Annotated in this window: 19 protein-coding genes and 4 pseudogenes; 13 read left to right on the top strand and 10 right to left on the bottom strand. The window is 72.5% G+C overall.

The window, feature by feature from the left end; genetic code table 11:
* The 6 genes from AB0O67_RS28445 to AB0O67_RS28420 all read left to right on the top strand — a co-directional run.
* Positions 1-1,207, top strand: a 1,207-nt coding sequence (locus AB0O67_RS28445; RefSeq protein WP_365455862.1) for a condensation protein, incomplete at its 5' end; no start/stop codon positions are given.
* Positions 1,204-1,932, top strand: coding sequence for a methyltransferase domain-containing protein (locus AB0O67_RS28440; protein WP_365455859.1), 729 nt, complete (start codon positions 1,204-1,206; stop codon positions 1,930-1,932). The genes AB0O67_RS28445 and AB0O67_RS28440, both read left to right, overlap by 4 nt.
* A gap of 15 nt (positions 1,933-1,947) precedes the next feature.
* Positions 1,948-2,853 carry a hypothetical protein gene (locus tag AB0O67_RS28435; protein ID WP_365455868.1) on the top strand — a complete coding sequence of 302 codons (906 nt, stop codon included), beginning with the start codon at positions 1,948-1,950 and terminating at the stop codon, positions 2,851-2,853.
* Positions 2,850-3,089, top strand: coding sequence for a Trm112 family protein (locus tag AB0O67_RS28430; protein WP_365455856.1), 240 nt, complete (start codon positions 2,850-2,852; stop codon positions 3,087-3,089). The genes AB0O67_RS28435 and AB0O67_RS28430 overlap by 4 nt, the downstream gene beginning before the upstream one ends.
* A gap of 60 nt (positions 3,090-3,149) precedes the next feature.
* Positions 3,150-3,974: an FkbM family methyltransferase gene (locus AB0O67_RS28425; RefSeq protein ID WP_365455853.1), complete on the top strand. Its 825-nt coding sequence runs from the start codon at positions 3,150-3,152 to the stop codon at positions 3,972-3,974.
* On the top strand, positions 3,937-4,551 hold the full coding sequence (locus AB0O67_RS28420; RefSeq protein WP_365455850.1) for a hypothetical protein: 615 nt from the start codon (positions 3,937-3,939) through the stop codon (positions 4,549-4,551). The genes AB0O67_RS28425 and AB0O67_RS28420 overlap by 38 nt, the downstream gene beginning before the upstream one ends.
* A gap of 53 nt (positions 4,552-4,604) precedes the next feature.
* On the opposite strand, the gene AB0O67_RS28415 is transcribed toward AB0O67_RS28420, so the two are convergent.
* Together AB0O67_RS28415 and AB0O67_RS28410 are read right to left on the bottom strand one after the other, a co-directional pair.
* Complete coding sequence (locus tag AB0O67_RS28415) at positions 4,605-5,477, bottom strand: hypothetical protein (RefSeq protein ID WP_365455847.1); 873 nt, start codon at positions 5,475-5,477, stop codon at positions 4,605-4,607.
* A gap of 80 nt (positions 5,478-5,557) precedes the next feature.
* Positions 5,558-6,268: a FadR/GntR family transcriptional regulator gene (locus AB0O67_RS28410; protein ID WP_365455844.1), complete on the bottom strand. Its 711-nt coding sequence runs from the start codon at positions 6,266-6,268 to the stop codon at positions 5,558-5,560.
* Positions 6,269-6,449: 181 nt separating this feature from the next.
* On the opposite strand from AB0O67_RS28410, the pseudogene AB0O67_RS28405 reads away from it, so the two are divergent.
* From AB0O67_RS28405 to AB0O67_RS28385, 5 genes and pseudogenes are all read left to right on the top strand, one after another.
* Positions 6,450-7,010 (top strand): annotated as a pseudogene (locus tag AB0O67_RS28405) (hypothetical protein); the annotation flags it as partial.
* 254 nt (positions 7,011-7,264) lie between these two features.
* On the top strand, positions 7,265-8,713 hold the full coding sequence (locus AB0O67_RS28400; RefSeq protein ID WP_365455841.1) for an acyl-CoA synthetase: 1,449 nt from the start codon (positions 7,265-7,267) through the stop codon (positions 8,711-8,713).
* Positions 8,706-10,061 carry a carboxyl transferase domain-containing protein gene (locus AB0O67_RS28395; RefSeq protein ID WP_365455838.1) on the top strand — a complete coding sequence of 452 codons (1,356 nt, stop codon included), beginning with the start codon at positions 8,706-8,708 and terminating at the stop codon, positions 10,059-10,061. Before AB0O67_RS28400 ends, AB0O67_RS28395 begins: the two co-directional genes overlap by 8 nt.
* A gap of 385 nt (positions 10,062-10,446) precedes the next feature.
* On the top strand, positions 10,447-11,484 hold the full coding sequence (locus tag AB0O67_RS28390) for a rod shape-determining protein (protein WP_365455835.1): 1,038 nt from the start codon (positions 10,447-10,449) through the stop codon (positions 11,482-11,484).
* A gap of 27 nt (positions 11,485-11,511) precedes the next feature.
* A pseudogene (locus AB0O67_RS28385) lies at positions 11,512-12,603 on the top strand (GAF domain-containing protein); the annotation flags it as partial.
* Positions 12,604-12,611: 8 nt separating this feature from the next.
* Here AB0O67_RS28385 and AB0O67_RS28380 read toward each other — a convergent pair.
* The gene (locus AB0O67_RS28380) at positions 12,612-13,646 is read right to left on the bottom strand and encodes a sensor histidine kinase (protein ID WP_365455831.1); all 1,035 of its coding nucleotides are present in this window, start codon (positions 13,644-13,646) and stop codon (positions 12,612-12,614) included.
* Entirely contained in the window at positions 13,643-13,996 is a 354-nt protein-coding gene (locus tag AB0O67_RS28375) for an STAS domain-containing protein (protein WP_365455828.1), read from the bottom strand. Before AB0O67_RS28375 ends, AB0O67_RS28380 begins: the two co-directional genes overlap by 4 nt.
* Positions 13,997-14,235: 239 nt before the next feature.
* Here AB0O67_RS28375 and AB0O67_RS28370 point away from each other — a divergent pair, with 239 nt between their 5' ends.
* Positions 14,236-14,928 carry an ANTAR domain-containing protein gene (locus AB0O67_RS28370; RefSeq protein ID WP_365455825.1) on the top strand — a complete coding sequence of 231 codons (693 nt, stop codon included), beginning with the start codon at positions 14,236-14,238 and terminating at the stop codon, positions 14,926-14,928.
* Between the two features lie 8 nt (positions 14,929-14,936).
* On the opposite strand, the gene AB0O67_RS28365 is transcribed toward AB0O67_RS28370, so the two are convergent.
* The 5 genes from AB0O67_RS28365 to AB0O67_RS28345 all read right to left on the bottom strand — a co-directional run bounded on the left by AB0O67_RS28365 (position 14,937) and on the right by AB0O67_RS28345 (position 18,898).
* A complete protein-coding gene (locus AB0O67_RS28365) occupies positions 14,937-16,457 on the bottom strand; it encodes an adenosine deaminase (RefSeq protein ID WP_365455865.1) in 1,521 nt (506 codons plus the stop codon).
* A gap of 292 nt (positions 16,458-16,749) precedes the next feature.
* Positions 16,750-17,295, bottom strand: a complete 546-nt coding sequence (locus AB0O67_RS28360; RefSeq protein WP_365455822.1) for a PH domain-containing protein — start codon at positions 17,293-17,295, stop codon at positions 16,750-16,752.
* Positions 17,296-17,469: 174 nt separating this feature from the next.
* Positions 17,470-17,919: a UTRA domain-containing protein gene (locus tag AB0O67_RS28355; protein WP_365455819.1), complete on the bottom strand. Its 450-nt coding sequence runs from the start codon at positions 17,917-17,919 to the stop codon at positions 17,470-17,472.
* Between the two features lie 341 nt (positions 17,920-18,260).
* The gene (locus AB0O67_RS28350; protein WP_365455816.1) at positions 18,261-18,668 is read right to left on the bottom strand and encodes a PIN domain nuclease; all 408 of its coding nucleotides are present in this window, start codon (positions 18,666-18,668) and stop codon (positions 18,261-18,263) included.
* On the bottom strand, positions 18,665-18,898 hold the full coding sequence (locus tag AB0O67_RS28345) for a type II toxin-antitoxin system VapB family antitoxin (protein WP_365455813.1): 234 nt from the start codon (positions 18,896-18,898) through the stop codon (positions 18,665-18,667). Before AB0O67_RS28345 ends, AB0O67_RS28350 begins: the two co-directional genes overlap by 4 nt.
* 408 nt (positions 18,899-19,306) lie before the next feature.
* On the opposite strand from AB0O67_RS28345, the pseudogene AB0O67_RS28340 reads away from it, so the two are divergent.
* Positions 19,307-19,660: pseudogene (locus AB0O67_RS28340) on the top strand (sulfite exporter TauE/SafE family protein); the annotation flags it as partial.
* 1,095 nt (positions 19,661-20,755) lie between these two features.
* On the opposite strand, the pseudogene AB0O67_RS28335 reads toward AB0O67_RS28340, so the two are convergent.
* Positions 20,756-21,676 (bottom strand): annotated as a pseudogene (locus AB0O67_RS28335) (N-acetylmuramoyl-L-alanine amidase); the annotation flags it as partial.
* Between the last annotated feature and the right edge of the window lie 94 nt (positions 21,677-21,770).

Here is a 21,770-nt window from a genome sequence, read left to right as displayed (position 1 = left end):
CGGCGAACCGGAGACGGTCCACATCGAGGTCCGCCTGCCCGGCCCGCTGGACCCGACCCGCCTGCGCAAGGCCTTCGTCGAGGCCCTGCACCGGCACCCGCGTGCCCTGATGCGCGAGGCCCCCGGCCCTTGGTGGCGGCGCCGCTACGAGTGGGAGCTGACGGCGGACCCGGACGTGGAGGTGGTGAGCTTCGCGCAGCCGGGGCGGGACGCGCTGCGGGACGCGAGGACGCGGGCCCTGACCCAGGCGCCACCGCTCTCGCTGTCCCCGCCGATCCGCCTGGAGGTCGTCGCGGCCCTGCCCGACGAGGGCACGGCCCTCGTCGTCACCGTCAACCACACCGCGCTCGACGGCCCTGCCTGCCTGCGCGTCCTGGCCACCGCGGCGGAGCTGTACGGCGGCAAGGACAACTCCCCGACGGCCCCGCCCGTCCGCACGGCGACCGCCGAACCGCCCGCCGAGGCCGCCCCCTCCCACTGGTCCCCACCGGCCAGGGTGGCCCCCGGCACGCCGGGCCCCTCCCCCGGCAACGGCGTGCTCGTCACCGAACTCCCCCTGCCGCACCGCCCCAAGGGCTCCCCCTACACGGTCAACGACCAGCTCATGGTCACCACCGCCCTGACCGTCGCCCACTGGAACCGCGAGCACGGCGCCCGTCCCCGCCCCCTGCGCATCACCATGCCGGTCGACGACCGCCCCCGCGACACCACCATGCCCATCGGCAACGGCACCCGCCTGGTCGAAGTCCCCTTCACTCCCGACGAGTTGGGTCGGGCCACGGCCGACATGGCCGCCCTGCTACACCGCACGGCCACCCGCACCCGCGCCCTGAAGTCCCTGCCCCGCCCCCAACTGGGCCACGGAGCCGCCCTCCTGACCGCGCCCGTCCTGCCCGTCCCCTGGCGCGCAGGTCTCGCCCGCGCGCTGCGCCGGGCCGCCGCCCCCTGGACGTCCACCACGCTGCTGAGCAACATCGGCCGCATCCCGTACTCCCTGGACTTCGGCGACGTGGCCGGCCGCGCGCACGCGGTCTGGTTCTCGGCGCCGGCCCGGATGCCCCGCGGCCTGACGTTCACCACCGCCTCCACCGCCGGCCGCCTCCATCTGGCCGTGCGCTGGTCGCACGCCCTCCTCGGGCGCGGCGACGGCGCGCACCTGCGGGACCTGTTCGAGCACCACCTGCACGCGACGGAGGCTCCCCGATGACGACCACCGCACCGCCGGGGGGTCTGCGCGACTTCTACGAGAACCCCGCCGTCCCGGTCGCCTCCGGAGCCCCCCGCAGCCTCCGCCAGGCCCGCATGCTCGCCGCCGCCCTGAGCGGGAGCACCGCGCCGGGCCTCGTCCTCGACATCGGCTGCGGCGACGGCACCGCCGCGGCGACCGCCGCCCCCCTGCTCACCGGCCACCGCGTCATCGGCGTCGACTGGTCCCAGGACGCCCTCACCCGGGCCCGCCCCCGCCTGGCGTACGCCGTCCGCGGCGAACTCACCGACGGCGGACTGCCGTTCCGTACGGCTGCCGCCGACGCCGTGCTGTTCAGCGAGGTGATCGAGCACCTCGTCGACCCGGACGCGGCCCTCGACGAGCTGCGCCGCGTGCTGCGCCCCGGCGGCCACCTGATGCTCTCCACCCCCAACCTCGCCGCCTGGTACAACCGGGTTCTCCTGTTCGCCGGCGTCCAGCCCGTCTTCTCCGAGGTGAGCCTGCGCGCCGTCCACGGCCGCCCGGGGCGGGAGGTGGTGGGACATCTGCGGCTGTACACCGCCCGCGCGCTGCGGGAGTTCGTCGCGGCGGCCGGCTTCGAGGTCGTACGGCTCGAAGGGGCCCCCTTCCACGGCGTGCCGCGTCCGCTGCGGGCGCTGGACCGTCTCGCCTGCGCCCGGCCGCCCCTGGCCTCGATCCTGCTGCTGCACGCGCGAAGGACGTAGGCCGTGTGGTGGGGAGTGGCCGCGGCCCTGCTGGCGAACGTCCTGTACAGCAGCGGGTTCGTCCTGGAGAAACGGGCCCTGGCCGCGTTGCCCGAGGTCACCGTCCGCCGCCCGGGCCGCCTGCTGCGCCTGGTGCTCGGCAGCCCGCTGTGGATCGGCGGCTCGCTCGCCCTCGGGGCCGGATTCGCCGCCCAGCTCGTCGTCTACCGCACCCTTCCGATCGCCGCCGCGCAGGGCATCTTCGTCTCCGGCCTGGTCCTGCTCGTCCTGCTGTCCGCCCGGCTGCTGGGCGAGGAGACCACCGGGCGCGAGCGGTACGCGCTCGCCGCGATCCTCGCCGCGCTGCTGATGGTCGTCCTCTCCCTGGAAGAGGGTTCGGACACCGTCGGCCGAGCGGCGCCCTACCCGCTCGTCTGGCTGCTGTGCGTGCCGTCGCTGGCGTGCGGGGTCTGGTTGTACCGCGCCGCCGAGCGCCGCACCATGCGCCGGCACCGGATGCCGACGACGGGCGTCGAGTACGGGGTGGCGGTGGGCCTGCTCTACGGGGTCAGCTCACTCGCCATCAAGGGCGTCTCCGGCTACTGGACGGGAAGTGACGTCGGCGGCGCGCTGCTCGGCGTACTGCGCTCGCCGTATCCGTACCTGCTGGTGTTCACCGGGGCGTTCGGCCTGGTCATGTCGCAGGCGGCGCTGCAACGCTGCCGGGCCTCGCTGATCGTGCCGGTGTGCACGACGGTGACCTGCCTGTACACGGCGGTGCTCGGCACGCTGTCGTTCGGCGAGGCGCTGCCGGACGACCCGCTGCGACTCGGCCTGCGCCTCGCGGGCACGGCTCTGGCGGTCACCGTGCTGCTGATCATGCCCAAGCATGACAAGGCTCCCCAAGCACCGACGCCAGTCAAGGAGTTGACCCCGCCATGAGCTCCTCCACCGGCCCCGACGAACAGTTGCTGAGGATTCTCGCGTGCCCGCTCGACAAGGGCCCTCTGCACCTGCTGCCGCCGGACGGGTCCGTGACCTCTGCCCAGGCCCTCTACAACCCGCGCCTGCGCCGCCGCTACCCGATCGTCGACGGCATCCCCCAACTGCTGCCCTCGTCCGGCGAGCAGGTCTCCGACCACGAGCACGAGCAGTTCCTCAAGCGCCTGGCCCCCTGACGGAAGGCCTGGGGACCACTCGGCGTCCCAGGCCCCCACGACCGGAAACGGATGGCCCCCATGACCACGCTCGCCGCCCGCCTCGCGCCCTTCCTGCCGGCCCGCCTCGTCGCGGCGACCGCCCGCGCGGTCTACCCCCGCTTCGAACCCGAGCTGGCCAGGATCACCGACCTGTGCCCGCCCGGCTGCGGCACGGCGGTGGACGTCGGCGGCTGGTACGGCCCCTGGACCCGCCGCCTGTCCGGCCACGCCCGCCGGGTGGTGACCGTCGAACCGGTCCCGCACCTGGCCCGCCTGCTCACGGCGACCGCCCCGCCCAACGTCCGGGTGATCCAGGCCGCCGCCTCGGACCGCCCCGGCACGGCCCGCCTGTGGCTACCGGCCGACGACACCGGGAACCGGGGCGTGTCGTCCCTCGTCCGGCGGGACATCCACGCCCACGCCGTGGACGTCCGCCGCGTCGTGCTGGACGAGCTGAACCTGCGGGACGTCGGCTTCATCAAGATCGACGTGGACGGCAGCGAACTGGCGGTCCTGCGCGGCGGGACGGCCCTGCTGACCCGCGACCGCCCGGCCCTGTTCGTCGAACTGGAGTCCCGCATCCAGCCGATCTCGCCCGTCCTGACGTATTTGGGGTTGCTCGGATATGACGGCTGGGTGCTCCCCGGGGACCACTGGATCCCCCTCGCCGACTTCCCCCTGGAGGCACACCAGGCAGCCACTTCGCACGTCGCCTCGCACGGGCTGGTGCGGCGCGTACTCCCATTACACGACCGGATCAGATACGTCAACTCCGTACTGTTCCTTCCGGACGGACGGCGCCCTGGAAGGCCCCGTATGGGCGACGATGGTCCGCATGCCGTCCTCCGCAGAGAACCCCACTAGCTCCTTCACCCCCGTCGAATTCCAAGTGGTCCTGCTGCGCCGCATGGCCGACCACAACGCCGACCTGGTCGAGGACGCCCGCCGAGAACTGGGCGTCTCCGTCAACCGTATGCAGGACGCGAACCGGCGCTGGCAGATGCTGCTCCGCTCACCGCGCGTCCGCGCCGCCCAGAGCAGGCACCGGGCGATCCTCGGCGCACCGGAGTGGACGACCACCCGCCGCATCGGTGACCTGGACTGCGAGGCCTGGCAGTGGCCGGTCCCCCTCTGGCCCGACCTGCGCTTCGAGGTGCTGCTCGCCCCGGGCGGCGCGGTCTGGAACGAATGGCTGGTCCGCGCCCCCGACGCCAAGCCCGCCGAGCTGCACACGGTGGAGGACCTCTACCCGTGGTCCTGCACGGTCGACGACGCGGCCCGCGCCTTCGCCCCCGCCCGTCCCCTGGAGGGCACGGCCCCCACGCGCTGGGGCCTCGCGTTCGGCGCCCAGGACACCGACGGCCGGCGCCACGAGGTGACGGCGGAGTTCACGTGGGGCCTGCTCCAGCGCACGATGATCGGCGGCCGAAGGGTCCTGTGAACCCCCGGACCGGGCGTGCCGGCCGTTGCTCCGGCACGCCCCAGGTCACCCCGTCACCGCCCGGCCGCCGCCAGCACCGCCTCGACGACCCTCGGCACGGAAGCGGCGTGCAGCGACAGGAACAGATTCGGCTCGACCAGCTCCAGCTCCATCACCCGCGGCTGCCCGCCCTCCCCGTCGACCAGGTCGACGCGGGCGTACAGCAGCTCGGGAGCACCGGGCACGGCACCCAAGGCCCGTTCCGCGACGGCCAGTTCCTCCCGCGTCGGCGCCCAGACCCGCAGCCCCGGATGGGCGACCTTCCGCTCGTCGTACGCCGTTCCCCGCGCCAGCACGGCACCCTTGCGGCTGGCGTGCAGCAGGCGGCCCCCGAAGAACTGCAACGCCCGCTCCCCGCTGACGTCGATGCCCGCGACGTACGGCTGCACCATCGCGGTGAAGCCCTCGGCATGCATGCGATCGAGATGCCGTACGGCACTTTCGTGCTGGCCGGGCGTGTACCGGGCGGCGAACCGCGCTCCCGCCCCCGAGGTCGGCTTGACGACGAACTCACCCTCGCGCGGCAGCTCGGCCGCCTCACCCGGCGCGACATACCGGGTCGGCACCACCGGCACCCCGGCCGCCGCCAGTTCCCCGAGGTAGCGCTTGTCGGTGTTCCACCGCACCACGTCCGCCGGGTTGGCCAGCCGCGTGACCTTCCCGCAGGCCGTCACCCACTCCAGGAACTCCCCGGCCCGCCAGCTGTAGTCCCAGGTCGACCGGATCAGCACGAGATCGAACCCGCCCCAGTCGACGCCGTCCCGGTCCCACTCGACGGCGACCGCGTCGGCCCCCGCCTCCTCCAACGCCGCCACCAGCACCGACAGATCCGGGTCAGCGCTGACCTCGGGACCCGGACGGCAGGTGGCCAGGGCTATCCGTACCACGACGTCTTCCCTCCTCGTACGGACGTGGCCGGCACACACGTTCCCGCAGCCGGTCGCCCGCAGGCTAACAACCCGGACGGTCAGCGGTCCTCGGCCGGGTCCCAGGACAGCAGGCGGACCTTCGCGACCGTGCGGACATGGCGGCGCATCGCCGTCGCCGCCTGGCGGGGTTGCCGGGCCTCGACGGCGTCCAGGATGGCCTGGTGCTGGGCGAGGGAGCGGTGGGGGCGGTGCGGCTGGCGCAGGGACTCGGTACGGCTCTCCGCGATCTGGTCGGCGATGGAGCGCATGAACTCCGCGAGGATGCTGCTGTGCGCGGCCGCCGTGACCGCCGCGTGGAAGAGGCGGTCGCCCTCCACGCCGTGCCCGCCCTCCTCGATCTCCTTCGCCATGTGGGCCAGCGCCGCACGCATCGCCGTCAGGTCGTCCTCCTCGCGGCGCTCGGCGGCGAGTTCGGCGAGCTTGGTCTCCAGCGCCTCGCGGGCCTCCAGCACGTCGGGCAGGCGCCGGCGGCGTTCGACCATCCGCTCGACCGGCTCCACGTCGAGGGTGTCGCGCACCAGGTACGTGCCGCCGCCGTGCCGGGCCTCCACCAGGCCCTGCACCTCCAGCACCACGATCGCCTGCTTCACCGACGCCCGGCTCACCCCGAGCCGGGCGGCCATGTCCCGTTCCGGCGGCAGACGGTCGCCGGCGCGCAGGCCGCCCTCGGTGACGTAGTCGCGCAGCCGGTCGAGCACCTGCTCGTAGAGGCGCTGCTGCTTCGTCATCGGGCGCAGGGCGTCGGTCACGGCGGGAGCGTAGCACCGGGCCGGCGAGTGGATAAGTGGCTCAGCCAATTCATGCGCGACCCCTTGACGCGCCCGGCGGCCGCCACCACGCTGGCCAGCCAGCCGCTCCACATCAATTGGCTCAGCCACTCGTCCACTCCGGGGCCCAACGACGGGAGCCCATATGTCCCCCGAACTGACCTGGGTGATGTTCCCTCACCGGCGCCCTCACCGCCATCGGCGCGGTCAGCCCCGCCGCCGTCGCGATCGTCGCGCCGGTCGCCCTGAGCTTCGCCGCCCGCTACGGGATCAGCCCCCTGCTGATGGGCGCGATGGTCGTGCACGGCGCGCAGGCAGGCGGCTTCTCGCCGATCAGCACGAGATGGGCACCATCACCTGGGCCGGCGAGGGCGTCGGCGGCATCGGGGTGCCGCTGCTGGCCGCGGTGCTGCTCTGCTACATCGGCGCGATCGTCTCGGCGTTCGCCTCCTCCGTCGGCATCATGGGCGCGCTCATCCCGCTGGCGGTCCCCTTCCTCGCGCAGGGCGAGATCGGGGCGGTCGGCATGGTGGCGGCGCTGGCCGTGTCGGCGACGGTCGTGGACGTCAGCCCGTTCTCCACGAACGGGGCGCTGGTCCTGGCCGCGGCACCGGACGTCGATCGTGAACGTTTCTTCCGGCAGCTGATGGTGTACGGAGGAATCGTGGTGGCGGCGGTCCCCGCGGTGGTGTGGCTGGTGATGGTCGTGCCCGGTTTCGGGTAGCTCTCACCGGCCACCTGGCCACGGCACCCTGCCATCGGCGGCCACCGGCGACGACCGAACCCGGCCAGGACCACGACCGACCACGACGGATGTCCACCCACCGGCCCCGACCGCCCGACCACGACCGACGACCTGCACCGACCACGACCGCCGACCGACGGCCGACGACCTGCACCGACCACGACCGACAACAGACACCCGACACCCGACACCCGACCCGCCCCACGCCCGACGACGACCAAGGAGTACGCCGCGTGTCCCCACTCTTCCCGGCCCTCGCCCAAGGACCGGCCGAGCAGCCCGCCCTGACCTTCGGCGACCGCTCCCTGACGTACGCGCGGCTGGCCGCGGCGTCCGGTGCCGTCGCCGAACGGATCGGCACCGCCGGCCGCGTGGCGGTCTGGGCGACCCCGGACCTGGAGACCGCCGTCGCCACGGTCGGCGCCCTGGCCGCCCAGGTGGCCGCGGTGCCGCTGAACCCGAAGTCCGGCGAGAAGGAACTCGGGCACATCCTGGCCGACAGCGCCCCGGACGCCGTACTCACCGCGCCAGGCGCCGAACTCCCCGCCGCGCTCGCGCGTCTGCCGCGGGTCGACGTCGACGTGCGGGCAGCCGGCACCGCCCCGGAGGACCGCGCCGACGACGCCTCGCCCGCCCTGATCGTCTACACCTCAGGCACCACCGGCCCGCCCAAGGGCGCCGTGATCCCGCGCCGCGCGATCGCCTCCACCCTCGACGCGCTCGCCGACGCCTGGCAGTGGACCGGCGACGACGTGCTGGTGCACGGCCTGCCGCTGTTCCATGTGCACGGACTGGTCCTCGGGATCCTCGGCCCGCTCCGGCGCGGCGGATCCGTCCGCCACCTCGGCCGGTTCAGCCCCGAGGGTGTCGCCCGGGAGCTGGGGTCCGGCGCGACCATGCTCTTCGGCGTCCCGACGATGTACCACCGCATCGCCGAGGCACTTCCCGCCGACCCCGAGCTGGTCAAGGCACTGGCCGGGGCGCGCCTGCTGGTCTCGGGCTCGGCCGCCCTGCCCGGGCACGACCACGAGCGGATCGCGTCCGCCACGGGCCGCCGGGTCGTCGAGCGGTACGGCATGACCGAGACACTGATGAACACCGCCGTCCGCGCGGACGGCGAGGCCCGTGCGGGCACCGTCGGCGTCCCCCTGGCCGGCGTGGAGCTGCGGTTGGTGGAGGACGACGGGACACCCCTCGCGGCGTACGACGGCGAGAGCGTGGGCGAGATCCAGGTGCGCGGCCCGAACGTGTTCACCGAGTACCTCAACCGCCCCGACGCCACCGCCGCCGCCTTCACCGCCGACGGCTGGTTCCGCACCGGTGACATGGCGGTGCGCGACCCCGACGGCTACGTCCGCATCGTCGGCCGCAAGGCGACCGACCTGATCAAGAGCGGCGGCTACAAGATCGGCGCCGGCGAGATCGAGAACGCGCTCCTGGAGCATCCCGGGGTGCGGGAGGCCGCCGTCACCGGGGAGCCCGACCCCGACCTCGGCGAGCGGATCGTCGCCTGGATCGTCCCGGCGGACCCGAAGTCCCCGCCCGGCGTCGACGAACTCGCCGATCATGTCGCCCGCCGGCTCGCCCCGCACAAACGGCCACGGATCGTCCACCACCTCGACGCGCTGCCCCGCAACGACATGGGGAAGATCATGAAGCGGTCCCTGGGCAGCCATGCCTGAGCGTCCCTCCGCCCGCGCGGCCCTCGCCGTCGTCACCGACGACTTCACCGAACTTCCCCACCCCGCCGGGCGGTCCAGGCCCGACGGTCCCCTGACCTGGCAGGGCTACGACGCCTCCCGTGCCCGCGCCGCCGAGCGCACCGGCGAGGAGGAGTCCGTCGTCTGCGGCACCGCCCGCGTCGAAGGCACCCCGGCCGTGCTGATCGCCTTCGAGTTCGGGTTCCTCGGCGGCTCGCTCGGCGAACGCACCGGCGACCGGCTGGAGGCGGCGTACAGCCACGCCCGAGCCCACGGGCTGCCGGTCGTCGCGCTGATCGCCACCGGCGGCAGCCGCATGCAGGAGGGCATGGTCGCGCTCACCCAGCTCCAGCGCGTGGCGCGGCAGTCGGCGCTCACCCGCGAGGCCGGGCTGCCGCAGCTCGCCGTGGTACGGGACCCCACCACCGGCGGCGGCTGGGCCACGCTGGGCGCGGGCGCCGACGTGATCCTCGCGCTGCCCGGCGCCCAGGTCGGCTTCGCGGGCTCCCGGGTCCGTCCGGCCGACGCGGACCCCGCGGCGTACACGGCGGAGGCCCAGGTGGCGGCGGGCGCCGCCGACGCGGTCGTGGCCCCGCAGGAACTGCGGCCGGTGCTCGGGCGGTGGCTCCGGATGCTGACCGCCCCGTCCACCGCACCGGCACCACCGCCCCGCCCCCTGGGCGAGACCGGCCTGCCCGCCTCCGGCTGGGAGGCGGTCCTGCGCGCCCGCGCACCGCGGCGCCCGCGCGCGCGGAGCTACCTGGACGCCTACTTCACCGAGCGGGTCGCGATCAGCGGCGACCGGTGCGGCGGCACCGACGAGGGGATGCTCTGCGGCTTCGGCGTCCATGAGGGCCGCACGGTCGCGTACGCCGCCCAGACCGGGGCGGCGACCCGCCCCGCCGGTTACCGCACCGCGGCCCGGCTGATCCGGCTCGCGGACCGGCTCGGCATCCCGGTACTGACCCTGGTGGACACCCCGGGCGCCGCGAACGACGCGGAGGCGGAACGGCAGGGCGCGGGAGCGGCGATCGCCGACGTGTTCGGCGCGGTGGCCTCGGCACGTACCCCGGTCACGACCCTGGTGATCGGCGAGGGCGGCTCCGGCGGCGCGCTCGCCCTGGCCGCCCCGGGCAGCACCTGGGCCACGCCCGACAGCTACTTCTCCGTCATAGCTCCCGAACTGGCCGCCGCGATCCTCAAACGGCCACCGGGGGAGGTGGAGTCGACGGCCGCCCAACTCCGTGTTCGTCCACAGGACTTGGCAGATCTGGGCGTGGCCCGAACAAGCGAGCAGTTGTTCCCTGGAACAGGTGATCGTCACTCCTGAGAGCGACTGGGGCAGGCGCGCCGGGGCGATACTCACGGTGCGCGAGCGACGGGCTGCAGACCGTGGCGGAGCGCAGGTCCCACACATGCACCGCAAGGAGAGAGCACGCTCATGAACCTTCTCACCGACATCCTCGCCGGCCTCGTCCACCTCGTCGGTCGGCTGGTCTGACGGTCCGAGCACCACGACGGCGCCACCTCCCCGTCCCAGGGGGGTGGCGCCGTCCGCGTCAAGCTTGCCGGGCGCGGCGCTCCGAACGACCACCCGTACGGCCGCACCCCGCCCGGCCCCCTCCAGAAGGCGGCCCCTGTCCGACCCCCCGCACGATGCAGAAGAGGGCCCGCCGACCGGCGGCACCTCGGCTCGTACGCTCGGGAGGACCGCCATGACCGCCAGTCTGGAGCAGCTGCGGCGCTGCCACTTCGCCGTCGACCTGGGGGCGGCGCGGACGCGGGTGTACGTCAGGGGCGCCGGGCTCGTCGTGGACCAGCCGTCCGCCGCCGCCGTCAACACCCGTAGCGGAGCGCTGATCGCGGTCGGTGAGCTCGCCGAGCAGATGACGGGACGCACACCGGACTACATCCGGGTCGTGCGGCCGGTCTCCGGCGGCACGGTGGTCGACATCGAGATGGCCCAGCGGATGCTGCGCCATCTGCTCGGCGACAAGATGCGCCGGCACCTGCGCCGCAAGCCCCGGCTGCGGGCCGCCGCCTGCACCCCGCACGACGCCGATCCGCTCGCCCAGCGCGCGACCATCGAGACGCTGGTGGGCCTCGGGGCCCGGCGCGTCGAGCTGGTCGACACGCTCATCGCCGCCGCCGTCGGCTGCGGGCTGCCGGTCGAGCAGCCCGAGGCGACCATGGTGCTGGTGTGCGGGGCGGCGGCCACACAGGTCGCGGTGCTCTCCCTCGGCTCCATCGTCACCGCCGTGCGGATCCCGGTCGGCGGTGAGGCGGTGGACCACGCGATCGTGCAGCACCTGCGGCACGAGCACGAACTCGTGCTGCCCAGCCAGTCGGTCCGCCCCCTCCAGATCGCCCTCTCCGGCAACGGCCTCACCCCGCAGGGACCGGCCTCCACGGAGATCCACGGACGCGACGTCGCCACCGGCCTCGCCCGCAGCGTGCGGATCGACACCGCCGCCGTGCGGGACGCCATCCAGACGCCGCTGACCGCCGTGCTGGACGGTATCGGCAAGGTGCTGCGGGACTGCCCGCCGGACCTGGTGGCCGACCTCGCCGACCGGGGGATCATGATGGTCGGCGGCAGCGCCCTGCTCCCCGGCTTCGACCAGATGCTGCGGCAGGCCACCGGCATGCCGGTGCACATCGCCGAGCGGCCGGACGTGTGCGCCGTCCAGGGCCTAGGCACCATGCTGGAGGGCCGGATCGAACCGCTGGAGCTGGACCCGCTGGGCAACTGAGCCGCCCCACGAGCCACCGGGGCGGACATGCCCGACGTCCCCCGCCTTCCCGCGCTCCTCCTCGGAGCCGTCCTCGGCGTCGGCGCCGACCTGGGCCTGCGCGCCACCCTCCAGCGCATCGTCGACGGCGCGGCCGAACTGACCGGTGCCCGCTACGCCGCCCTCCGCCCGCGCGACCCCGGCCACGACGGCCTGGACGAGATCCGCGGGACGGGTTCGCCCACCCCACCGCCGGGCACTCCCCTCCTCGACGTACCGATCCACGTCGACGACGAGGAGTTCGGCCGCCTCCAGCTCGCCGGCAAGCACGGCGGCGGGCCGTTCACCGCCGAGGACGAGCAACTGCTGCACGTCCTCGCCACCCAGGCCGGCATCGCCCTGGGCAACACCCGGCTGTACGAGGCGGCCCGGCAGCGGGAGCGCTGGATCGAGGGCGCGGCCGCCGTCACCACCGCGCTGCTCGGCGGCGAGAGCGCCGACGACGCCCTGACGACGGTCGCGGAACGGGCCCGCCTCCTCGCCGGCGCCGCCGCGGGCATCATCTTGCTGCCCACCGAGACGGGCGGCATGGAGATCGTCGCCGCCACGCACGAGGACCCCGCCGACCTCGTCGGCACGACCATCGCGCCCGGCAGCCCCGTCCTTGAGCAACTGCTCGGCGGGGAACCTGTCTTCGTCGACGACTCGGCGACCGACCCGCGCATGACCACGCCGGTACGGCACCGGTTCGGCCCCAGCATGCTGCTGCCGTTGCAGTCGGGCGGCCGGCTGATCGGCACCCTCGCCCTGCCCCGCCTGCGCGGCGACCGCCCGTACACACCCCTGGAACGGCTGCTGGCCGGCCAGTTCGCCTCACAGGCCGCGCTCGCCCTGGTCCTCGCCGACGCCCGGCACAGCCGCGCCCGCCTCGCGGTCTACGAGGACCGCGACCGGATCGCCCGTGACCTGCACGACCTGGTGGTGCAACGGCTGTTCGCCACCGCGCTGATGCTGGAGAGCGCGCAGCGCCGCGCCGAGGCGGGCGCCGTCCACGAGAAGCTCGGTCGGGCCGTGGACGAGCTCCACGCGACCATCGAGGAGGTCCGCGCCACGATCCTCACCCTCCAGCAGCCCCCGGCGTAGGCGCTTCAGAGGGAGAACCAGCAGCGCACCGTCGTCCCGGCTTCGCCGGTGTGCACCCGGACGAGATCGGCGACCATGTTCACCAGCAGCAGCCCCCTGCCGCCGCGCTGGTCACGGGAGGCCGGGCGGCGGCCCGCCAGCGGATCCGTCAGCCGTCCCTCGTCGCGCACCTCGCACACCATGTGCCCGTCCTCGGCCCACAGCCGCAGCACGCCCGAGCCGCCGCCGTGCACCACGCTGTTGGTGGTCAGCTCGGCGGTGACCAGCGCCAGGTCCTCCAGCCGGGTACCGGCGAGCCCGAACCGCGCCGCCTCCCCGGTGGCGGTGTGGCGGGCCACCGGCAGCGTGTCCGCGGTGAAAGCGAAGGCCGACGCGTCCGGTACGACGGGCAGGGGCCGGTTGCAGCGGCCGACCACACCTTCCCAGTCGTACGCCGGGCTGCTCCGCTCCCGGCCCGAGGAGATGACCGTGGGGTGGGTGGCGTAGGCGTCGGCCAGCACCTCGTCGTCCAGGGCGCCGGCGTCGTAGGGGCACAGGACGGTCATCCGGCGGCCCGTGAACGCCGCGTTGATCAGGGCCTCGTGCTGGGCGCAGGCCGGGTGCTCGGTGGGCGTGCGGCCCGCCCAGACCGGCTCGCCGACGATCCGCACCCGGCGGCCGGCCGGCTGGGCGTCGGCGAACGCGCGCAGCACACCGGGGATGATCCGGCCGGGGTTGCGCCCGGCCTCGCACATGTCGAGCAGCCGCACCGCGTCGGCCAGGTCGCCCAGTTCGTCCCGGACCAGGGCCAGGTTCCAGCCGGGCACGGCCACCGCCACCGGCTCCCCGGCGGCGAGCCCCTCACGGACGAAGGGAAGGACACCGTCGAGGTACTCCCGCTCGTCCGTGTAGAACAGGGCGGGATGGGCGAAGGGTTCGGGCCGGACCGAAGGGCCGGGGGAGTCGTGGGGCTCCAGGGCGTGGCGGGACCCCACGGTGTCGTGGGACCCCACGGTGTCGTGGGACCCGACGGAGTCGGAGGACTCGGCCGGTGCACTCATGACGTCGTCACCTCGATCGCCGACAGATCGGGCCAGAACAGTTCCAGTGTCCGGCACAGGGCGGGCGGCGGCCGGTGCAACACGATCCGCCGGCCGACGGGCAGCCGACGCGCGGCGTCCACGAGCACGTCGGCGCCCGCGACGTCCACGAACGTGACGGCGGACAGCTCCAGATGGCACACGTCGCGGCCGTTGCGCACCACTTCGTCCAGTGCGCGTTCCCAGATCCGACGCGTGGTCAGCCCCACTTCCCCCACCGCGCGCACGCCGAACCGCTCGGCCAGCGGTGCGACGGTCAGCCGCGCCTCCGCGCCGCCGGAGCCGTTCGGAACGCGGTAACGGATGGTCACTGCCGACTCCCCATACTCCTGGACATCGTCGCTCGTACCCCGACGCGTTCCGGTCAATCCCCGAACCTGGGCGGCGGGGGGGGTGTAGGGCGCCGCACCCCGGGAAGGCGCACGTTCAGCATCGGGGCGGCGGGGGGCTCCACACCACATCGGGAAATGTGAAAGCCGTGGGCAGAAGTGACGTCGTACCAGGACGTCGACGGCCGTCCACGGCTTTCGGGGACCACGAAGGCGGTGACATGACCTCAGTGGCACCACCCTCTCTCGCGGAGCGGTCGCATCCACTCACCATCGACGGCAGCGCGGACGGCGGCGGCCGGGCCGTGCTCCGCGCGCGGGGTGAGCTGGTCCAGGGGTGCGATGCCGTCCTGGCCGAGGCGCTGGCCGAACTGCCCGCCCGCACCGGCCGGGTGGAGCTGGACATGGCCGGCGTGATCTTCATGGACACGGCGGGACGGCAGTTCCTGGACACCTTGCGCGACTACGGGCAACAGCACCTGATCCCGGTCTCCGCCACCAACTGGCACGGCCAGCCGCGCCGCATCCTGGAGCTGATCGGCTTGGACACCTCCGACCCCCTGCGCCCCGTGGACCCGAACCCACCGGTCCTGCCCTCGCCCGCCCCACTGCCCTCCCCCGTGTCCCTGGAGCGCGCGGAGCAGCTCCACGAACTGCGCGAGGAGATCGAGCACCTGCGCCGGGCCATCGCCTCCCGCCCGGTGATCGACCAGGCCCGCGGCATCCTCATGGCCACCCATTCCTGCACCTCCGACGAGGCCTGGCACATCCTCCGGGAGGCATCCCAGCTGTCCAACACCAAGCTCCACACGGTCGCCGCGGCCATCACCTGCGGCGCGGAGAGCGGCGGTCCGCCTCCGCCCGGCGAGGTACGCGAGGCGTTGCGCCAGGCGCTGGCGCGACGGGGGCGATGAGACGGCTCCTACGAGCCCGTCCCCGGCATGCCGCCGGTGCCGAACACCCGCTCGAACCGCTGGAAGGCGGCCTCCTGCCGCCACTGGAGGCCGGCTCTGAGGCTGGTGTCCAGCAGCCGACGGCAGCCAGGCCCGGGGGCGAAGTACCCGGGCCGTTCCCCCCGGCAGGCGGCCACGGGCCGGTACCCCTCCCGCGCCGGACTGCCCCGCCACAGGCTGCCGCCCGGCAGGAAGGCGTACTCCAGGGAGGCCCGCGCCAGGTCCTTCAGCTCCGGGTACGACAGCCCGTAGGTCTCGGCCGCGTACCGGTACTCGGCGCCGATGTCGGTGCGGCTGACGCCGGGGTCGTCGGTGGAGAGCACGACGGGTACGCCGTGGCGGCGGTAGGCGCCGAACGGATGGTCGTCGCCGCGCACCCCGAGGATCTGGGCGTTGCTGGTGAAGGGCACCTCGACGGCGATCTCGCGGGCGGCCATGGTGCGGACGGTGCGCCGCCAGTCGTGCTCGTGGAGCAGGTCGACACCGTGGCCGACGCGCTCTGCACCGGCTACGTCGACGGCCTCCCGGACGTGGAACGTCAGGTCCTCGGGCTTGACCGGACCCGGCGCCAGCTCGCCGGCGTGCAGGGTGAGGTGCGCGCGGGGATGAACGCCGCGCAGGTGGTTCAGCATGCGCATGTGCAGGCGGTAGTCGCGCAGGGCGACCTCCCCGTCCTCGGGCTGGACTAGGTTGACCGCGACGAAGCGGGGGTCCCGTTCGGCCAGGCGCATGCCGAGGGCGATCTGGGTGAACACCCGCTCCGGTGAACTTTCGCGCAGCACGTGGGAGATGAAGCGGACGGGCAGCGCGCAGGCGGGCCGCGGACGACCGGTGCCGCAGCGGGCGGCCGTACGGAACTCGGCCTCGGCACCGTCCGCCTCCTCGCGGGCCTCGGCCACCAGCCTGTCCAGCCTGCCCCCGGCCGTCAGCCTGCCGTGCAGCCGCGCGAGGTCGCTGTCCCAGCCGACCTCGTCGGCCAGCCGCCCGGCTGCCGCGGCGGCCGGGGTGACCATGGTCTCCAGGTAGAACTGGTTCTGCGCCACCACGTCGTCCGCGACCTCCGCGAGCAGCTTGCCGCGATGCGGCTCGCTGACCGCCCCGAACTTGCCGAAGGTGGCGAAGAAGTGGTTGTGGCCGTTCCCGCCGGGCGGGAAGTCGTGCATGGACCAGGCGCGGAGGATCGCCTCGTGGAAGGCACGGTCGGTGCGGGCGTCGGCGGCGGGCCGGGTCCCGGGGCCGCAGGGCGGGGCGACGGCGGTCGTCGTCGCGGTCTCGACGCACAGCCCGTCCTCGGCGGCCAGCTCGATCAGATACTCCGTGGAGGCCGCACCGGAGAGGTGGTTGTGCAGGTCCGCCCCCTTGGGCAGCCGGCGGAAGAATTCGGCCAGGCGCCGGGGGTCGTCCCGGACGGCGTCGAGATACGCGTCCGTACGCCGCTCCGGCGCCGTCACCGGCCGTGGCGGGGCGGCCGCTTGGGCGGGCACGGGCATCAGCAGGGTGGACGACGTCAGCAGTGCCAAGGCCCATGGGCGAAGCATCGGAGCGGTCACGCCCGCATCATCGTCAGGCGAACGCCCGGACATGCGTGGCCCCAGGGAAGCGAGGGGAACGACCACCCTCGTGGGTGACGCGGGGCGCCGGCCCGGAGGACGGGTCCGCGGTGTCCTCACGGCCCCGGAACCCTGCCGGTCGTCCATGACGGTCCGCACGCATCCAGTGAGGCAGTGAGAGCACCTTCGGTCCCCCCGCGCACCGGCCGGATCTTCGCCCGGGAGTCACGGCCTACAGGCTGTCCAGAATTTTCCCCCGCCTGTCCCGGTACTCCTCATCCGTGATCGCGCCCGCTGCTCGCAGCTCATCAAGGGTGCGAAGCCGCGCAGCAATGTCCTGCGACCCGGCGGCCGGCACCGGTGCTGCAGCAGGCGGCGCGGCCGGCCCCCCGGCCGCAGCGATCCGCATCCGCAGCTGATGGGCCAGCGCCGTCCCCTGGTCCTTCGGCACCTGCTTGATGTCGGCCCGGTTGCCCGACGAGAACACGCTGAGCGTCCCCATGAGCATCCCGCCCGCCCACTGAACAGAGCTGATCCGGTTATAGGGGAAGTCCTCGACGCGCTGTCCCATGAGCCCGTGGAAGTAGAAGACGAGACGCAAGTTGGTCATCGCCAGCAGGCCGTTGCCCTTGCCGTACAGGCCGGTTGCGAGCATCTCGACCGTCTCGCCCTCCCACAGCACTTCGGGGAGCTTCTCGATCTCCCGCTTCGCACCGAAGGTGCTGGACAGTCTCTCCGCTGCGGCATCGATGTCCGGCCGCACGTTGAACGTCACCATGACGCTCCCCCCTTGGTGAATAGGTCCCCGGATCGTATCGAGCATCCCGCCCCCGAGAACCCCCTCCCATCCACGGCGTACAGGGCTGCCCCGTGTGCCGCCGCAGGTGCAACAGCGAGAAGGGCAACCGCCCCGCCACTCCGGGATGGCGGAGCTGCTTCGTGCGTCCAGGGGTCAGTCGTCGAGGTCGATGCGGAAGTCGACGATGGTGGTGTCGCCGCGGCGCACGATCGGGTGGGCCACCTCCACGACCCGCCCGGTGTCGGCGATGTGCCGACGGGTGTACCGCAGGACGGGCACGCCGGATCCGATGCCGAGCGTCGCCGCCTCCAACTCGTTGGGCATGGCCGCGGTGAACGACTCGGTGACCTGGATGACGCGGATGCCGAGGCTGCCCAGCTGAGCGCGGGTGCCGCCCGGCCACGGCTCGTTGACCGAATCGGCGACCGGGGTCCCGGCGACGTCCGACCAGCGCACGTAGCTGGTGCTCATCTGCGTCGGCTGGTCGTTGTCGTAGAACACGAAGTGCCGCGCCAGCAGCCGCTCACCCACCTCGCAATCGAAGAGCGCCGCCAGCTCGGCGTCAGCGTGGACACTGGTCTCCGACGAGAGCCGCTGGGTCACCGCTCAGAACATCGAGGTGTCGGGCGGCTACAACCTCTAGGACTCACCCGGCCGGCCATGTGCGGTCCCTGGCTCGTTGTTCTGGGATGACCACTTCCGCAGATCACGCCTCGACTCCTGCCGAGGCTGCCTTCGAGGGCAGCCTCGGCACGCTGGTGAAGCACAGCTCGACCCGGTTCTTCTTCACTCGGCGGTGACAACAGCAAGGACGTTGTCGAAGGAGTCTGTCCACGGCCGTCGGCCGCAGAACGGCGCGTCGAGCAACTCACACACCGTGCCCAGAACTTGGCGGCAGACCAAGAGCTGCTGCAAACGACTGCCGGCTGGCTGCGGTCGCAGTGTCAGGTCCGCACGTCGCGCTGCTCGACCTCCTTGAGCACCGCGGCGACCGTTGCGAACTCGTTGTCCACATGGAGCACGGTATGCCCGTGGTGCACCGCAGTCGCGCACACCAGCAGGTCGATCGCTCCAGCCGCCCGGTGCTGGCCTTGCTGCGTGAGCTTGTACTGGGCGGTCTCGACCCAGCGCCAGGCGTTCTTCGGAACCGGCGAGAGCAGGCAGAGAGCGTCCAACTCCTCCGCAAGCTCATCCCGGTGAGCCGGACTGGTCGCCGAGTAGAGAAACTCGGCTCGCGTCGGCTCGCAGATGTGGAACACCCCCGCAGCGACGTGTCCTTCCCAGGGCCGCAACGCACCCGGGATACGGAACAGATGCCACAGGGCAGAAGTGTCCAGCAAGTATGTGATCATTCGAAGGCCGCTCGCCGCACACGCTTCTGCGCGTCACGCGCCGCCGACGCCTGCTCGAACTCACCCCGCGCACCCCGCGCGGCCAGCTTCTCGGCCGCCTCAAGCCGCTTGATCCGCGCCACGTAGTCCCGCAGGGCCGCGTTGACGGTCTCCTTCTTCGTCGTGGCGCCCATGAGCCGCATGGCTTCCGCAAGCGCCTCGTCATCGAGATCGATCTGTGTCACCGACATAGGACCTCCAGCATCCACGATGTACATATCTAAGGTACATCACCAACATCGGCCACCGCTCATGGGCGCCTCAGGGTCACGCATGCGGCAGCGGCCGCTTCCAGTGTGAGCCGCTCTCCGGTACAGCCGCACGGAGGCCCTACCTCACGAGCGCAGCTCGGCAGACGAAGAACGTAGGATGTGACGCAGCTCGGAGTCGCGCTCGACGACCAGATCGAGGATCTCAAGCGTCACCATACGGTCTGGCTGACGCCCAGCTCCTGGCAGACCGGGACGATCTCCGGCTCGGTCACGCACAACAGCCGAGAGTGCTGCGACTGGTCGGATGCCGGGCGGATCTTCAACTCCCGCCCACATGCCGAGCGCGCACGCTGCGCCACACGCTTGGTCGTGCATGATCAACAGCCCCCCTCCCGCCCGCACGGCGGACCGGATCGGACTGCCCCTCGCGAGCGGGTGCGGCGGCTACTTCGGCACCGCCCAAGGGATCATCTACCTCTCCTTGATGGGCCTGCTCCTCGACGAGGACCTGCAACGCGTCAACGCCGTAAAAGAACATCCTCGGAACCGTCGTCAACGGCATCGCCGCCTGCTTCTTCCTCTTCGTCGCCGAGTTCCGCTGGACGGCGGTCCTGCTGATCGCCGTCGGCTCCGCCCTCGGCGGGCAGATCGGCGGAGACGTCGGCGCCGCCTCCCGCCCACCGCCCTTCGCGACATCACCTCGTCGGCGTCATCGCGATCGTGCAGTTCCTGCTGCGCTGACCGCGATGCCGGAACATCATGGGAGTGGAATGCGCCCTCGCGGCGCCAACCGCAGGTTAAGACCTCTCTCGGCACCCATGTCACAGGCCGCCGCTCCGGCCGCCACAGCTGAGTGAGGTCGACGAGGTGGCCTCGAAGCCAGCCTTCCCGACACCTGTGTCCTCACAGCGTCCTCAATTCCGCGTCTGGCTCATCGATGGGGACGCCATTGAGCCTCTCCCGCACCACGCTCCGACCCATTCACCCAGGGCAGCGCAGGTGCATACCGCCACCCCTCGACTCGCCGCCGAACTCGCGAGCAGCGGATTCAGTCCGATGAGCCCGAGTTGACGATCCGACACACCTCAGAAGAGACGTTTCCGCAGGTCACAGCCCTGCACTGGTGGGGCGGGTGGGACTCGAACCCAATTCAGTGACGCGTCTCACCTGCGAAGACGCCGAAGGATCCGACATGTCCATCCGATGCCATCCGGCTGCATCCTCCTCGATCCTGCTCCGGCGGGGAGTGTTAGGCGTTCGCCACACCGCGCCCATTGCATCCCGCGCTCGTTCCACACCAGCGGAACTCGGGAAGACTCTGCCCACCAGCGTCCACTATTCGCTGCGCGGATAGCCGACGGATCACAACGCGCTGACACATGTTCGCTCCCTGCACGCAGTAACGCTGCGCAGTGCTGCGCCTGCGGGCTCGGGTGTCCACACGTCTCCACGCGGGCGCGGGGCCGACACGTCCTCGTCCAGGCGGCGCACCGCGGGCGCGAGGTCGACCCCAGCCGCGACGCTGCCGCCGCCTGGAACGCCGGACCATCCCCGCAGGCGCCAGGTCGACTACCGGGCTCCGTCCTTGCGGTCTGCCCAAACCGTCCAATGAACCTCATCGTGCCATTCCCTGCGCTGCTGGGCTTGGCGCCGGACCGTTGAGCGGGGGAATACCAGGGCCTCGCCGCTTGTGACGACCACGTCTCGAAGCGTGGAGAGCGGCCGCCTCCGCTGTCCTGGGAAGAACCCCAGGTCAGCAGGAGGAGTGACCCGCGAGGTTAAACGCCAAGCTCATGCCGCATCGGGGCAGGGGACCTCGATGCGGCAGGCTGGTGACTACTTGATGTAGACGAGGCCGTCGGTGGTGATGGTGGGGCGGCCGCTGGTGCCGACGACGACGATCTTGACCGTGTGCTTGGCGCTGCTGGACCAGGTCTTCGTCCAGATCGCCTGCCGGTAGAGGGTCGTGGAGGACTTCAGGTCGACCGTGCTGACCTTGACGCCGTCGACGTAGACGTAGGCCTGACCCGAGGTGGCGGCCCGGGAGACCACCCAGGAGGCGGAGCGGCCGGTGAAGGTCCAGGTGAGGCTGGCGCCCTTGGAACCGCTGGAGTACGACTTGCCGCCCAGGTAGCTGGTGGAGGAACGGGTCGTCCAGCTAACGGACTTGGCAGCTGACGTCTCCTGGAGGATCACCGGTGTGTAGGGGGCGGAGGCGGTGCGGTAGTTGCCGGCGTGGTCGAACGCCTGCATCGACCAGGTGGCGGCAGTACCGGAGTTGGTGGTGCGGTTGGAGGCGGTGGTGGCAGGCCCGAAGGTGGCTGCCGTCGGGGACACCAGCTTCACCTCGCGCAGCGCTTTGTCGTCGGCGGCCTTCCAGGTCAGAGCGACCGGGACAGCGGTGGTGTTGGCCGTGCCGGTGCGCAGGGAGAGCTTCGGCGTGGTGGTGAAGGTCGGTGCGGTCGTCTCCGCCACGATGTTCAGCGCGGCGGTGGTCGAGGTCTTGCCGGACTGGTGCACCGCCCGCACCGCGACGGTGTGGCTGCCCAGGATCAGGGTCGTATTCGCGGAGGTGGCCGTGCCGGAGGTGGTGGCGACGGCCTTCGCGTCGACCAGCAGCTGGAAGTTCTTGATGAGCGAGGACGGGGTGGTGGCCGCCCACTTCACGCTGATGGCTCCCTTGGTGTAGTACGTCGAGCCGGACAGGCCCGCACCGCCGACCGAGGCCACCTTCAGGCCCTGAACGGGGCCGGCAGCGCTTCAACGCCCTGCGCGAGTTCTATCGTGGTGCATCCCAACGGCAGCTTCTCGTCGTGCTCTGGTGGGACTGACACGGACGGCCTCATTGTCG

The organism is Streptomyces sp. NPDC086077 (assembly GCF_040686175.1).
Lineage (GTDB): Bacteria > Actinomycetota > Actinomycetes > Streptomycetales > Streptomycetaceae > Streptomyces.
This window is presented reverse-complemented; position numbering and strand designations above follow the sequence as displayed.